This is a genomic window from Streptomyces chlorus (assembly GCF_042655885.1).
GTDB classification, from domain to species: Bacteria; Actinomycetota; Actinomycetes; order Streptomycetales; family Streptomycetaceae; genus Streptomyces; species Streptomyces chlorus.
In genome coordinates, this window is the sequence record NZ_JBHSOA010000075.1 from 29,860 (window position 1) to 44,319 (window position 14,460).

The window sequence follows — 14,460 nt, forward strand, 5'->3', positions numbered from 1 at the left end:
GTGTTTGCTCCTTCCCCGCCCGGACCTACCGGGCGGATTCGCCACCGCGGCGCACGACCAGCGCCGCGTTGGAGCCCATGAGTCCCCTGCTGAGGACGAGGGCCGTGCGCAACTCGGCGGGCCGAGCACGCGACATCACCAGGTCGAGGTCGTGGCAGATGTCGAACACGTTGGGTGTGGGGGGCACCTGACCGTGTTCCATGGCGAGCACCGCGGCCACCGTGTCCAGCACGGGTGCCGCGCAGTGGGCCCGCCCGAAACCCGTCTTGGGCGCCGTGACGGGGACCCGCCTGCCGTGCGCGCCCAGCGCGTCGGCGATGGCCAGCGCCTCGGCGCGGTCCGCCTCCGGTACGCCCATCGCGTCGGCGAACACCACGTCGATGTCCTCCGGCGCGGCGCCCGCCTCGTCGAGGGCGCCGCGGATCGCTCGGGCCAGACCCTCCCGCGACTCCTCCCAGCGGGAGGCGCCGGTGAAGGTGGCGGCATGGCCGGCGAGGGTGGCCCGCACCGGCACCCCGCGCTCGCGGGCGCGGTCCTCGTCCTCGACGACGAGCAGCGCACCGCCCTCGGCGGGCACGAACCCGCAGGCCTTCGCGGTGAAGGGACGGTAAGCGAGGTCCGGGTCCTCAACGGTGCTGATCTCGGGATAACCGAGCTGGCAGACCATCGAGTACGGGGCCAGCGGGGCCTCCGCGGCCCCGACGACCATCGTGTCGGTGCCGCGCCGGACCGCCCCGGCGGCGTGCGCGAGGGAGTCGAGGCCGCCTGCCTCGTCGCTCGCCACCACCCCGCACGGGCCCTTGAAACCGCTGCGGATGGAGATCTGGCCGGTGCTCGCGGCGTAGAACCAGGCGATGGACTGGTACGGGCCGACGAACCGGGGACCCTGCCCCCAGAGTTTCTGCAGCTCACGCTGCCCGAACTCACCGCCGCCGGAACCGGCCGCGGTGACCACGCCGATGGAGAACGGTTCCGCGGGATCACCGTTGCCGAGCCCGGCGTCGTCGAGGGCGAGGGCGGCCGCCGCCATCGCGAAATGGCTGAACCGGTCGGTCTGGACCAGGAACCGGTCCTCGATGAGGGCCGTCGCGTCGAAGGAACGGACCTCACCCGCCACGCGCAGCGGCAGCTGCCCGCAGCCCTCGCGGGTGATCCGGTCCAGCACGCAGATGCCTTCGCTGACGGACTTCCAGTAGGCGTCGGTCCGCTGTCCGTTGGGCGCGATCACACCGATGCCGGTGACGGCCGCGCGGCGGGGGCGCTGAGTACTCATCGGTTCCTCCCGCCCGGCCCGGTCAGCAGCACCGCGGACTGGAAGCCGCCGAACCCGCTGCCGACGGAGAGCACGTTCCTCAGCTTCCGGGGGCGGGCTGTGCGCGGCACGTAGTCCAGGTCGCACTCGGGGTCGGGGGTCTCGTAGTTCGCCGTCGGCGGTACGGCCTGGTGCTTCAGGGCGAGCACGCAGGCCACCACCTCGATCGCGCCGATCGCGCCCAGCGAGTGCCCCACCATCGACTTGATGGAACTCATGGGTGTGTCGTAGGCGTGGGCGCCGAGGGACCGCTTCACCGCGGCCGTCTCGTGCCGGTCGTTCTGCCGGGTGCCGGAGCCGTGCGCGTTGACGTAGTCGATCAGGGTGGGGTCGAGACGGGCCTGGTCGAGCGTGCTGTCGATGGCCCGCGCCATCTCCAGGCCCTCGGTGGTCAGACCGGTCATGTGGTAGGCGTTGCCGAAGGTGGCGTACCCGCTGATCTCGCAGTGGATCTGTGCCCCGCGGGCCCGTGCGTGCTCGTACTCCTCGAGGACCAGCACCGCCGCGCCCTCGCCCATCACGAAACCGTCGCGGTGCGCGTCGAAGGGACGGGAGGCGTGCTCCGGGTCGTCGTTGTTCGGCGACGTCGCCTTGATGGCGTCGAAGCACGCCATCGTGATCGGCGAGATCGGCGAGTCGGACGCCCCGGCGATGCAGACGTCGGCCCGGCCCTCGGCGATGGTGTGGAAGCCGTATCCGACCGCGTCGAGTCCCGAGGTGCAGCCGGTGGAGACGGTCTGCACCGGGCCCCGCGCACCGAACCGCTCGGCGACGACCGAGGCGAGCGTGCTCGGCTGGAACGCCAGGTGCAGCTTCGGGTCGGCGGCCCGGTGGTCCACGTCCCAGCGCGAGCCGTGCTCACTGACCTGGACGTAGTCGTGCTCCAGCCGGGTGGTGCCGCCGACCGCGCTGCCCAGCGACACCGCGGTGCGCCAGCCGTCGTCGCCCCCCGGATCGAGCCCGGAGTCGCGGACCGCCTCGCCGGCGGCGACCACGGCGAACTGGATGTACCGGTCGGCGTGCTGGCACAGATCCGGCTCGAGACCGTGGCCGAACGGGTCGAAGTCGCACTCGGCCGCTATCCGCGAGCGCAGCCCGCTCGGGTCGAACAGGGTGATGCCGCGGGTCGCGGTGCGGCCGGCCGACAGAAGGTCCCAGAACGCCGTCGCCCCGGCGCCGCCCGGAGCGACCACCCCAATACCGGTGACGGCCACCCGCCGGGTCATTTTATGGCCTCACTGCGTCCGGCCGGCTGGCCCTGCCCGGTCCCGGACGTGACCGGCCCGCCCACGGTCAGCTGAGGGCCGGCCTCGGAACCGGCGTTCTCCTCGGTGTCGACGTGCCCGAGGCTCGGATGCGGGGCGAGCGGGCCCAGGTGGAAGACCATGCGGGCCTCGGCATCGGAGACGTTGCGGAAGCGGTGCCGCATGTCGATCGGGATCATCAGACCCTGCTCGGCCCGCAGCGCGAACGGCTCCCCGTCCAGGTCGACTTCGAGCGCACCGCTGACGACGTACACGAACTCCTCGGAGTACGGGTGGTAGTGCTCGCCGATGCGCTCACCGGGCTGGATGACGGCCAGACCCATGAAGCCGCTGGTGGAACCCACCGTGGCCGGGGTGAGAAGAGTCCTGAGATCGCCTCCGCGCCTTCTGTTGGGTTCCGTCTCGCTCAGGTCCACGATGCGTGGATGCTGTTGGGACATGGTTGGTACCTCCGGGTGGGGCGGGGACGTCCGGGCGGGGCGGCCGCGGACGTCACCACGGTTTGCCGTCAGGAATCCACCGCGCTGCTGTCGGTGACGGACAGCATGTCGGCGTGCGACAGCAGCCGGTTGAGGTTGCGCTCCGAGTTCAGCGGGGCGTCGACGCCGACCGCCGCGCCGTCCAGGAGCCGTTCCAGCTCCGCCGCCTTCCCCGGGCCCTTGATGCCCAGGGCCCCTTCGGAGTCGACGCCGAGGTCGCCGGTGACGTCGATCATGCGGACCACGATGTTGTCGCGCTGGAAGACGGTGCTCGCGAAGACCGGGCTGTCCGGGTCGCCGGCCGCGGCCTCGTCCTGATGGGAGAGGAACCGGGCCAGCTCCGTGCCCTGTCCCTCGACGGCCGGGTAGTACAGCGCGTGCCGCCGCAGACCCGCGGGCTCGGGGCCGTCCGCACGGACGTGGTGCACGGAGGGGAGCGCGGCCCGTGTGAAGAACACCCGCGCGGAGCCGGGGTCGGACAGATCCCGCTCCTGTTCCAGATAGGGGTCCATGGCCTCCTCGACCGCCCGAATCTCGGGCTGAGCGGCCACGTGGCGCAGTGCCGCGGGCAGATCGCCCTCGACCTCCACGGCCCGCACCACGCGGTTGCCGTGCATGAACACGGAGGTGCGGCGCAGCCGCGTGTTCCCGTCCAGCGGGACCTGGGGGGAGGAGTACCCGATCAGGTGCTCCGCGACCTTGGACTCGCTGCCCGGCTTGACGGTGAAAGTGAGCGCGTGGCGGGCCACCCCGTCGCCCACGCGGACCTGCGCCTGCAGACCGGACCGCGCCTTCAGCCCGGTGCACGGCTCCGTCTCGCGCAGGACGCTGTAACGCATGGAGCGGGTGTCGCGGACACAGCTGTGCATCGGGCGGACGATCTCGATGTGCTCCTCGCTGTTCACCCAGGCGAGGAAGGGAAGTGCGCTCTCCCACTCACTGGTGATGAGCCACTGCGAGGGGTTCTCGATCGACTGGCAGAGCTGGTCCTGGATGTGACCGGGAATGGACGCGACCTTGCTGCTCATGTGCTCGTAAGCCTCGAGGAACCGCTCCTGCGCCCCGTCGTACAGGTCGAGCAGCAGAATCACCCGCAGCCTGGAGCCGTCGAACGCCGACTGCGCTATGCGTCCCGCCATGGGTCCCGTCGTGCGTTCCGTCGTGGTCATCCGGCGCACCTCTCCTCTTCTTCACGAAAGGCTCTTCAGTGGAGGTCGGGAACGGCCCCGTCGCCGAAACGGTCGGGCTCGCCCTGAACCGATCGTCGACGCGCCCCGCGAGGTGCGCGAGACACACGGGGCAGGTGGGTGAACCGCGCGTCAACCGGGTGCCACCGGGACACGAAACGACCCGTACCGGGAATGAATGCGGCGTCCTTTCCCCGCCCGTCCAGGGCGACGCTGGAGGCAGTTCAATGAACCGATTGCAAGAGGCCGGCGAGACCGGTCACCGCACGCCCGTCCTCATCGTCGGCGGCTCCCTCGTGGGCCTGTCGATGTCCGTGTTCCTGGGGCGTCTGGGCGTGCCGTACACGCTCGTCGAACGTCACACGGGCACGTCGATCCACCCGCGCGGGCGCGGCAACAACGTGCGCACCATGGAGCTGTTCCGGGTGGCCGGAGTGGAGCAGCAGATCAAGGAGGTCGCGTCGGTCCTGGCGGACAACCACGGCATCATGCAGATGCCGAGTCTGGTGGACGGCGACGACGAGTGGCTGTTCAAGGAGATCGACCCCGGGGGCGGGCTGGCCCGGTTCAGCCCCGGCGGGTGGTGCCAGTGCAGCCAGAACGACCTCGAGCCGGTGCTGCTGGCCCGCGCCCGCGAACTCGGCGGCGATCTGCGCTTCGGGACCGAGCTGATGTCGTTCGACCAGGACGACGAGGGGGTGACGGCGCGGCTCAAGAGCCGGGAGACCGGCGAGCACACCACCGTCCGCGCCGACTACCTGGTCGCCGCGGACGGCCCGCGCAGCCCCGTGCGGGAGCGGCTCGGCATCGGTCAGAGGGGTCCGGGGGACCTGTTCCACAACGTGAGCCTCACCTTCTCCTCACGCGACCTCGCGGGCGTCGTCGGCGACCGCCGGTTCATCGTCTGCTACCTGACGAACCCGGAGGCCGACGGGGCGCTGCTGCCCGTCGACAACGCCGAGAACTGGGTGTTCCACGCCCCCTGGCACCCCGAACACGGCGAGACGATCGAGGAGTTCACCGACGAGCGGTGCGTCGCCCACATCCGGCGGGCGGTCGGCGTGCCGGACCTCGACGTCAAGATCACCGGCCGGGCCGCCTGGCACGCCGCCGAGCGGGTCGCCGAGAGGTACACCGACCGCCGGGTGTTCCTCGCCGGCGACTCGGCCCACGAGATGTCGCCCACCGGGGCGTTCGGCTCCAACACCGGCATCCAGGACGCGCACAACCTCGCCTGGAAGCTGGCCGCCGTCCACGGCGGCTGGGCGGGCCCCGGACTGCTGGAGTCCTACGACGCCGAGCGGCGGCCGGTCGCCGAGGCGACCAGCGCCCGCGCATCGAACCGCTCGGTCGAGCACAGCCACCCCGGCTACACGCCCGCGGCGGGCGCCGGCAGCAAGGGCCCGAAGGGCGGAATCCTCAACGTGGCGCTGGGCTACCGCTATCCGCAGGGCGCGGTCGTCGGCGGCGATCCGGCGGCGCCGGTCGTCCCGGAGGGCCTGCAGCTGACGGGGGAGCCGGGCACCCGGGCCCCCCACCTGTGGCTGGACCGCGACGGCGTCCGCATCTCCACCCTCGACCTGTACGAACGGTCCCTGGTGCTGCTGACCGGCGAGTCCGGCGACGGCGCCTGGCACACCGCCGCGACGCGGGCGGCGCAGCACCTGCGGGTGCCCCTCGACGCCTACCGGATCGGCACCGGCCCCGCCGCGGACCTGACGCCGGACGACGGCGTGGACTGGGCACAGGCCCACGGCGTCACCGGGGACGGAGCGGTCCTGGTCCGCCCCGACGGATTCGTGGCGTGGCGCTCCGAAGGGGCCGCGGCGGACCCCGCGACGGTGATGCGGAAGGCCGTCACGGACATCCTGGCCCGGGAACGGGACTGACGGCGCGTGCGGCGAGGCGGCGTCAGGCTCCTCCGACGCCGCCCTGCCGTCCCCGCTCGGCCTTGGCCCTGTGCTGTTCGAACCGCTGGACCGCGGGTCCGTCGTCGTTCCACGGCCACGGGGTCACCGTGCCCTGGAGCGCCTCGAACACATGGTTGGCGTCGACGGCCCGGCCGGCCGCGCACAGCGCGTACGCCAGGACGTTCAGGTCCGCCTGGGCCGCCGCGTGCTGGAAGAATCCCGGCTTCGCCCAGAGGGAGGCGGCCTGCTCCAGCGAGGCCGCGATCTGTCCGCCGTCCCACAGCTGACCGGCCGTCATGGCCCGGACGCCGCCCTGCGCCACCAGCCCCTGGTACTGCCGGACGGCCGCGGTCAGCTCGATCGCGGCGCACGGCGCGTTGGCCGGTATCCGGGTGCGCACCACGTCGATGAAGTCGAGGACGGCCGCGCTCGAGCCCCCTTCCTCCGGCGACAGATGGGCGAGCATCTGCAGATAGGCCTCGCGGTGCCAGCGGTCGCGTCCGGTGGCCTCCCGCCAGATGGCGTTGACCTCGCTCTGCGGATACCGCTCGATGCGGGCCATGCCGAGCAGGGCCACCCAGGGCAGCGGATCCGCCGGACTCAGCTCCGCGGCCCGATGGCACTGGGTCACCAACTGTCCCGCGTCCTCCAGATGTCTGTCCCGCAGGCCGCGCATCAGACCGACCCAGGAGTGGAACACCAGCGCGTCGGGGTTCTTCGGCGACCTGGTCAGCCAGGCCGAGGCCAGGTCGGACCCCGATTCGGCCGTCTCCCCGGCCAGCACGGACACCCGATGGCTGCGCCGGTCCCAGTTGTCCCCGGTTTCCTCCAGGAAGGCCGCGACGAGAGTCACCTCCGTCGACTTGACGCCCCCACCGCGTTTGCCCACCTGTCGGAGGATGCGCCCGAGGGCGACATCGTCGAGGGCGGGGGCGAGGCGGGGACGTTTACCGGTACGACTACTGAAGAGCGCCATGCCCGCAGACTAGGAACTGTTTTGGGTCCGGCAACCGATACGAGCAGATCGTTACCGATCCGGACCTCGGCGTGACCGCGGTGTGGCCCCCTCGTCGGCACCTGGGGCCTGAGCAGGCCTTTACTTTTACCGGTAGGGGGAGGAAATCGACGCGGTACGGCGGGGCGGGGCCGGCGAACTCGTTCGCCGGCCCCGCCCCGCCGTATCTTCCGTCGGTGTGTCCTTCTGCCCGCTCGGCCGTGCCCGGCCGGTCAGGAAGCCGGCGCCGGGAAGGTCGGGTACTCCACACCGGAGACGTACTGGACGACCCGGACGACCTGGCAGGAGTAGCCGAACTCGTTGTCGTACCAGAGGTACAGGATCGCGTTGTCGCCCTCGACCCTGAGGGCGCCGGCGTCGACGATCGAGGCGTGCCGCGAGCCGATGAAGTCGCTGGAGACCGCGTCGGGGGCGCTGATGAAGTCGATCTGACGCTTCAGCGGCGAGGTGAGCGACACCTCGCGGAGGTACTCGAGCACCTCGGCGCGGTCGGTCGCGCGGCCCAGCTGGAGGTTGAGGATCGCGATGGAGACGTTCGGCACCGGGACCCGGATCGAGCTGCCGGTGATCGTCGCGTCGAGGTCGGGCAGCGCCTTGGCGACGGCGGAGGCGGCACCCGTCTCGGTGATCACCATGTTCAGCGGCGCGGAGCGGCCGCGGCGCTCGGACTTGTGGTAGTTGTCCAGCAGATTCTGGTCGTTGGTGAACGAGTGGACGGTCTCCACATGGCCGCGCAGCACACCGTACTCGTCCGCCATCGCCTTGAGCGGCGGGACGATCGCGTTGGTGGTGCAGGAGGCGCAGGAAAGGATCTGCTCGTCCGGCTTGAGGGTGTCGTGGTTGACGCCGTGCACGATGTTGGGCACGTCACCCTTGCCGGGCGCGGTCAGCACGACCTTGTCGACACCGGGGCGCAGGTGCTGCGAGAGGCCCTCGCGGTCGCGCCACTTGCCGGTGTTGTCGATGAGGATGGCGTTCTTGATGCCGTACGCCGTGTAGTCCAGCTGTGACGGGTCGTCGGCGTAGATCACCTTGATGGTGTTGCCGTTGGCGACGATCGTGCTGTTCGCCTCGTCCACGGTGATGGTGCCCTGGAACTGACCGTGCACGGAGTCGCGGCGCAGCAGGGAGGCGCGCTTGACGATGTCCTGCTCACCGCCCCGGCGGACCACGACGGCGCGCAGCCGCAGGCCGTTGCCGGAGCCGGACTTCTCGATGAGTAGGCGGGCGAGGAGCCGGCCGATGCGGCCGAAGCCGTAGAGGACGACGTCGCGCGGCTCACGACGGTCGGCCCTGTCGGCGCCCGTGGCACCGGCCACGGCCTCGGCGGTGAACTCCGCCACCGACAGTCCGCGGTCGTCGGTCCGGTAGGTCGCGGCGAGCAGACCGAGGTCGATCTGGGACGGACCGAGGTCGAGCGCGGTGAGTGCCTGGAGGAAGGGCAGCGTCTCGGTGACCGACAGCTCCTGGCCGGAGATCTGACGGGCGAAGCGGTGGGTCTTGAGGATCGAGACCACCGACTTGTTCACCAAGGAGCGGCTGTGCAGCAGGACGGTGACGTCCCGCTCGCGGTGCAGCTTCCCGATGATCGGGATCATCGACTCCGCGATCTCCTCACGGTGCTTCCAGCTGGTGAACGAGTCTTCGTTGACAGTCACAGGATTATCTTTCGAGCTAGGCGGCGCTCATATGATAACCATGCCGGTCAGAGGGCTCCGATGGGGTGTCCCTTCCTGTCCCTTCCGGTGCCGGGAGGATTGCGGGCCGCGCGACCGGGTACGCGGACAGGACCGTGCCCGGAGCGGATCCTGGTCCGATCAGCTGATCCGCCGTTGGGCCGGTCCGCCGCGTGCGGATCGCTCGTCGCGGATCGCCGATGGTCGTCGCCGATTCCGTCCGGGGCGGGTCCGTACGACCGCCGCTACGAGGGAAGCTGCCATGGAGACACCCGCGCACGAGAACAACGACCCCACGTCCGCCCAGCGGGCTCTGGACGCTCTCGCCGACAACACCCAGGACACGGCGGCGCTGGACGCCCTCGCCAACAGTGACGTACTGATCCCCGTGCCCGACGACGCGGGTGACGAGGCCGCCGACCCCGGCGCGGTCGCGCTGCCGGTGATGGAGCAGCCGGACGGCATCCAGGTGGTGCCGGTGTTCACCTCGGAACTGGAGATGTCGGGGCTGCTGCCGTTCGTCTCCCGCTACCGGCTGGTGCCGCTCGGGGCGCTGGCCGCGCAGTGGCCGGCCGACGAGCTGTCCCTCACCATCGACGGCAGCTCGGAGCACCGCCTGACACTGACGTCCGAGGGGGTGCGCACCCTGCTGAGCCGCCCCTAGGCATCATGTCCGGCGGACTACTCGCCCAGCGCGCGGGCCAGGGCCGCGCGCTGGAGCGGCAGTATCTCGGCGTGCAGGTCGCGGCCCTTGCGGGTGAGCGTGACGTGGACGCCCCGCCGGTCCTCCGCGCAGAGGCTGCGGGTGACCAGGCCGTCCTTCTCCAGCCGGGCGATGAGGCGGGACAGTGCGCTCTGGCTGAGGTGGACCCGCCCGCCCAGGTTCTGCACCCTGCAGTGCTCGCCCTCCTCGGGCGACGCGGTCGCGAGCAGGTCGAGCACCTCGAAGTCGGAGGCGCCCACGCCGTGCGGATGCAGCGCACGGTCGATCTCGCCGAGGGCGCGCGCGTGTACCGACAGAATCTCCCGCCACCGCTCCTCGAGCCGGATGCCGGCCGTCTCCGCTGCCATGAGTGAACGGTAACATTTGTTCGAAGTTCAACTAATGGCTGGGCGGTGTACGGGCCATGCGCGCGCGACACGCGCGTCACGCCCGGGGGCCGGCGCGCGCCCCTACGCCGACTCGCGCTTCACCAGTTCCGTGGGGAGGATCACCGTGGCCGGGTCCTCGCCGCCCACCTGGGCGAGCAGGACCCGTACCATCTCGGAGCTGATGCGGTCCCACGGCTGGCGGATCGTGGTCAGGCCGGGGCTGGTGGAGACGGCGGCCGGGGAGTCGTCGAAGCCGCCGACTGCCACGTCCTGGGGCACCCGGCGTCCCGCGCGGTGCAGTGCCGTCAGCACACCCTGCGCCATCAGGTCCGAGGCGACGAACACGGCGTCCATGTCGGGTGCCCCGGCCAGCAGGCGCTCCGCGCCCGCCTCGCCGCTGGCCCTGCTGTAGTCGCCGGAGACGATGAGCCGCTCGTCGATCCCGATGCCGGCCTCGGCGAGCACCTCCTTGTACCCCGCGAGGCGCTCCACGCCGCCCGGGGTGTCGAGCGGGCCGGTCACCACGCCCACCCTGCGCCGGCCGAGCGACAACAGATGGCGCACCATGTCACGGGCACCGTCCCGGTCGTCCGCGGCCACGTAACTCGTCTTGGAACCCAGCCCGATCGGCTTGCCGCACGCGACCAGCGGCACGCCCGCGGCCCGCAGCTCCTCGGCCACCGGATCGCCCGAGTGGCTGGAGACCAGCAGCACCCCGTCGACGTGCCCGGCGGCGATGTACCGGACTATGCGCCGCCGTTCGGCCTGCGTGCCGGCGATCATCAGCAGCAGCGGAATGTCGTGCGCGGCCAGCGCCTGCGTGCAACCACGCAGCAGGACATTGAAGTTGGGATCCTCGAAGAACCGCTCCTGGGGCTCCGTCAGCAGGAAGCCCACCGAGTCGGACCGGCCGGTGATCAGCGAGCGGGCGTGCCGGTTCACCACGTAACCCGTCCTGTGGATCGCGGCGTTGACCGCCTCCGCCGCGGAAGGGCTGACGTAGTGGCCGCCGTTGAGCACGCGTGAGACGGTGCCGCGCGAGACACCGGCCTCACGCGCCACGTCGTGGATCGTCGGCGGCCTGCGCCTGCCTCCCGTGTTGCTCATGGTCATGACTTTACGGCTCCGGACAGCAGATCCAGGCTCCAGAACCGCTGGATGACCAGGAAGAGCGCGACCAGCGGAAACACCGCGAGGAACGCACCGGTGATCACCAGGGTGTACAACGCCGGGGTGTTGGCGCCCTGTTCGAGGAGCGTGTACAGACCGAGCGTGATCGGGAACTTCTCGTCGTCGCTGAGCATGATGTACGGCAGCAGGAAGTTGTTCCAGATCGCGACGAACTGGAACAGGAAGACCGTCACCAGTCCGGGCAGCATCATCGGCAGCGCGACCCGGGTGAAGATCCGCCACTCGCCCGCCCCGTCCATCCGCCCGGCCTCCACCACGTCGGACGGCACCGACGCCGCGGCGTAGATCCGCGCGAGGTAGACGCCGTACGGGGAGAGGATCTGCGGGAGCAGCACGGACAGGTAGGAGTCCGTGAGGTCCGCCTGGGCCAGCAGCAGGTACTGCGGGACGGCGAGGATCACCGGCGGCATCAGCACGCCCGCGAGCAGCACGTTGAACAGCGTCTCGCGGCCCCGGAAGCGGTAGACCGCCAGCGCGTAGCCGCTGACCGCCGACACGCACGTGGACAGCAGGGCGCCGAGTCCGGCGTACAGGGCGGAGTTGCCCATCCACTGCCAGTAGACGCCGTCGCGGTACGCGTTCAGGTCGGAGAGGTTCTCGGTGAGACCGGTGCCGGGCCAGAACGTGAACGTGGAGAACAGCTCACTGCCGGACTTGGTCGACGCGATGACCACCCAGGCCACCGGCAGCAGGCAGTACAGCGCGCCGAGCAGCAGCGTCAGGGTGGGGACCAGGGCGATGCGGCGGGGCCGCGCCGGACCCCGGCCGGTGCCCGGGGCGGTGCCGGCCACGGGCTCGGCCTTGTTCAGGGCCACGGAACTCATCGGGCGGCTCCTTGACTGTCGTCCCGCTTGTTGCGTCGGTTCGCGGCCCGCAGGAAGCCGAAGGAGAGCCCCAGGGTGGCGAGCGCGATGAGGGCGGCCTGGGCGGCGGCCGAGTAGATATCGCCGTTGCCGAAGGCGTCCTGGTACACCTTCATCAGCGGACTCCAGGTGGTGGAGACGGAGTTGGTGAGCGGCTTCAGCGTGGTCGGTTCGTTGAACACCTGGAGGGTCGCGATGATCGAGAAGAAGAAGGTGAGCACCAGCGACGGCGCGACCATCGGGATCTTGATCTTCAGCGCGATCTGCAGGGGGGTGGCGCCGTCCAGCTTCGCCGCCTCGTACACCTCGACCGGAATGGCCCGCAGCGCGGTGTAGATGACGATCATGTTGAAGCCGGTGCCGCCCCACACCGCGATGTTCGACAGGGCGAGGAACAGCGGACCGCCGTCCAGCAGGTCCGGCTGCGGCAGGCCGAACGTGTCGAGCACGAAGTGGAACGGGCTCACGTCGGGCAGGTACAGGAAGCCCCACAGCAGCGCCGCGATCACGCCGGGGATGGCGTACGGCAGGAAGATCGCGAGCCGGGTGAAGGGCGCGAGCCGCACCCGCTCGGAGTCCAGCATCAGCGCGAACACCAGGGCGAGCCCCAGCATCACCGGCACCACGATGCAGCCGTAGCCGAGCACGCGCAGCGCGCCGTCCAGCAGCTCGCTGTCGGAGAGGGCGGCGGTGTAGTTCTCCAGGCCGGCCCAGACCTCCTTCCGGGCGCCGGCGCCCAGGCCGAGCCCGGACACCTGCACCTTGCGGAAGCTGAGCCAGATCGCGTACCCGATGGGCAGCGCGAAGAAGAGCAGGAAGAGGACCGTCGCGGGGATCAGGAAGAGGAAGGGGGCGCTTCGGGTGCGCCTCGGCGCGGAGGGGCGGGACGGGCGGGCGTACGGGGCCCCTTCGCCCCCGTACGCCTTCCCACGTGCCGGGGATGTCACGGAGCGACCTCGAAGCCCTGCTTCTTCAGGTCGGCGACCGTGTCCTGCTGCATGGTGTCCACGGCCGCGACGAAGTCGGACTTGTTCTTCGCCGCGGCACCGAAGGCGTCCTTGAACGTCGTGTACGCCACGTTGACGTTCGGGCCCCAGGCGGACGGCGCGGTGGTCTGCGCGATCTCGGCGGCGTTCTTGTAGAAGTCCGGCTGGTTGGAGAAGTACTCCGGCGGGGTGGTGAAGGCGCCACTGAGCTGGGCCGAGGTGGAGGCCGGGTAGATGCCGCTCTCCTTCGCCAGCGCGTTCAGGGCCTCGCCGTCGGTGTTCAGCCAGGCGGCGAACTTCGCGGCGGCCTCCTTGTTCCCGGAGTCCGTGGTGACGCCGGTGGACGAGCCGCCCCAGCTGCCGGTGCGGTTCTCCTCGTCGGTCCACTGGGGGAGCGGGGCCATGGCCCACTTGCCCTGGGTGTCCGGCGCGGCCGTGCTCAGCGTGCCCGGCGCCCACACGGCGCTGACCCACGCGATCTGCTTGCCGGTGTTGAGCGCCTTGTTCCAGGCGGGGGTGTACATCGGCTGGTTGTCGATCGCACCCTCCTTGACCAGGCCGCCCCAGAACTCGGCGACCTTCTTGGTCGCGTCGTCGGAGATCCCGACCTTCCACTTGTCGCCCGACGTGGTCCACCACTGCGCGCCGGCCTGCTGGGCCAGGCCCGCGAACAGGCCCGAGTCGTTGGCGGAGAACGTGGTCAGGTCCGTCTTCGGCGACTTCTTCTTGAGCGTGCGCGCGGTGTCCGCGAACTCGTCCCAGGTCGTCGGCACCGTCAGGCCGTACTCCTTGAACAGGTCCTCGCGGTAGTAGAACATCATCGGCCCGATGTCCTGCGGGACCGCGTACACCGCGTCCGTGCCGAGCGTGGTCTGCTGCCAGACGCCGTCCGCGAACTTGCTCTTCGCGTCGCCCACGTCCTTCGAGATGTCGGCGAGCGCGTCATTGCTGACCAGCGTGGGCAGCGCCTGGTACTCCGCCTGCACCAGGTCCGGGGCCTTGCCCGCCTTGTGCGCGGTGAGGATCTTGGTGACCAGCGTGTCGCCGGACGCCTGCTTCTTCACCGTGACCTTGATCTGCTCCTTCTTGCCCGGACCCTCGTTCCACAGGTCCACGACCTTGTCCATGCCGGGGGCCCAGGTCCAGTATGTCAGTGAGACCGGACCGGACCGGGCCCCGCTGTCGTCGTCCGACGACGAGCCGCACGCGGCCAGCATGGTGGCGCCGAGCGTGACCGCTATGGCGGAACTCACGAGGCGACGGTGGATCGTGTATCGCATGGAACTCTCCCCTGACCTGGGCCCCCGCCTTTAGCGAAGGCCTGCTGCCCCAGCTGCGCGCGGCTCGTACCCTGGCTCGCGCTGCTCTGTGAGCGTTCACAGTAGAGAAACATCCAGGACACTTGTCAATGGTTGTTGCTGTGCGGTTATGTTGGCTTCGTGTCACCGAAAAAGTGTGTGCACGTTCCCAGCAGTTCGACATTT

The 14,460-nt window shown here is 70.5% G+C and carries 13 protein-coding genes; 2 read left to right on the top strand and 11 right to left on the bottom strand.

The features are described 5' to 3' along the window. Positions 1–25: 25 nt before the first annotated feature. From ACFPZI_RS29980 to ACFPZI_RS29995, 4 genes are all read right to left on the bottom strand, one after another. A complete protein-coding gene (locus ACFPZI_RS29980; protein WP_381369573.1) occupies positions 26–1,273 on the bottom strand; it encodes a ketosynthase chain-length factor in 1,248 nt (415 codons plus the stop codon). Further along, positions 1,270–2,538, bottom strand: coding sequence for a beta-ketoacyl-[acyl-carrier-protein] synthase family protein (locus tag ACFPZI_RS29985; RefSeq protein ID WP_381369576.1), 1,269 nt, complete (start codon positions 2,536–2,538; stop codon positions 1,270–1,272). The genes ACFPZI_RS29980 and ACFPZI_RS29985 overlap by 4 nt, the downstream gene beginning before the upstream one ends. Further along, positions 2,535–3,017, bottom strand: a complete 483-nt coding sequence (locus tag ACFPZI_RS29990) for a cupin domain-containing protein (protein WP_381369578.1) — start codon at positions 3,015–3,017, stop codon at positions 2,535–2,537. Before ACFPZI_RS29990 ends, ACFPZI_RS29985 begins: the two co-directional genes overlap by 4 nt. Positions 3,018–3,085: 68 nt before the next feature. Next, positions 3,086–4,225 (bottom strand): SchA/CurD-like domain-containing protein, encoded by a 1,140-nt coding sequence (locus ACFPZI_RS29995; RefSeq protein ID WP_381369580.1) that lies wholly within the window; start codon positions 4,223–4,225, stop codon positions 3,086–3,088. A 245-nt stretch (positions 4,226–4,470) separates the two neighbouring features. Here ACFPZI_RS29995 and ACFPZI_RS30000 point away from each other — a divergent pair, with 245 nt between their 5' ends. Further along, on the top strand, positions 4,471–6,132 hold the full coding sequence (locus ACFPZI_RS30000; RefSeq protein ID WP_381369583.1) for an FAD-dependent oxidoreductase: 1,662 nt from the start codon (positions 4,471–4,473) through the stop codon (positions 6,130–6,132). Between the two features lie 22 nt (positions 6,133–6,154). Here the strand turns inward: ACFPZI_RS30000 and ACFPZI_RS30005 are convergent, their stop codons facing one another. Both ACFPZI_RS30005 and ACFPZI_RS30010 read right to left on the bottom strand, forming a co-directional pair. Then, positions 6,155–7,129, bottom strand: coding sequence for a hypothetical protein (locus ACFPZI_RS30005; RefSeq protein ID WP_381369586.1), 975 nt, complete (start codon positions 7,127–7,129; stop codon positions 6,155–6,157). A 251-nt stretch (positions 7,130–7,380) separates the two neighbouring features. Next, entirely contained in the window at positions 7,381–8,826 is a 1,446-nt protein-coding gene (locus ACFPZI_RS30010; protein ID WP_381369589.1) for a glyceraldehyde-3-phosphate dehydrogenase, read from the bottom strand. A 280-nt stretch (positions 8,827–9,106) separates the two neighbouring features. On the opposite strand from ACFPZI_RS30010, the gene ACFPZI_RS30015 reads away from it, so the two are divergent. Then, the gene (locus tag ACFPZI_RS30015; RefSeq protein WP_381369592.1) at positions 9,107–9,508 is read left to right on the top strand and encodes an SseB family protein; all 402 of its coding nucleotides are present in this window, start codon (positions 9,107–9,109) and stop codon (positions 9,506–9,508) included. Positions 9,509–9,525: 17 nt separating this feature from the next. On the opposite strand, the gene ACFPZI_RS30020 is transcribed toward ACFPZI_RS30015, so the two are convergent. The 5 genes from ACFPZI_RS30020 to ACFPZI_RS30040 form a co-directional block, all read right to left on the bottom strand. Next, complete coding sequence (locus tag ACFPZI_RS30020) at positions 9,526–9,915, bottom strand: MarR family winged helix-turn-helix transcriptional regulator (protein WP_381369595.1); 390 nt, start codon at positions 9,913–9,915, stop codon at positions 9,526–9,528. A gap of 102 nt (positions 9,916–10,017) precedes the next feature. Then, the gene (locus tag ACFPZI_RS30025) at positions 10,018–11,049 is read right to left on the bottom strand and encodes a LacI family DNA-binding transcriptional regulator (RefSeq protein WP_381369598.1); all 1,032 of its coding nucleotides are present in this window, start codon (positions 11,047–11,049) and stop codon (positions 10,018–10,020) included. After that, positions 11,046–11,951 carry a carbohydrate ABC transporter permease gene (locus ACFPZI_RS30030; RefSeq protein WP_381369601.1) on the bottom strand — a complete coding sequence of 302 codons (906 nt, stop codon included), beginning with the start codon at positions 11,949–11,951 and terminating at the stop codon, positions 11,046–11,048. Before ACFPZI_RS30030 ends, ACFPZI_RS30025 begins: the two co-directional genes overlap by 4 nt. Continuing rightward, positions 11,948–12,937, bottom strand: coding sequence for a carbohydrate ABC transporter permease (locus ACFPZI_RS30035; protein WP_381369604.1), 990 nt, complete (start codon positions 12,935–12,937; stop codon positions 11,948–11,950). The genes ACFPZI_RS30030 and ACFPZI_RS30035 overlap by 4 nt, the downstream gene beginning before the upstream one ends. After that, positions 12,934–14,256, bottom strand: coding sequence for an ABC transporter substrate-binding protein (locus ACFPZI_RS30040; RefSeq protein ID WP_381369607.1), 1,323 nt, complete (start codon positions 14,254–14,256; stop codon positions 12,934–12,936). Before ACFPZI_RS30040 ends, ACFPZI_RS30035 begins: the two co-directional genes overlap by 4 nt. Positions 14,257–14,460 lie beyond the last annotated feature (204 nt).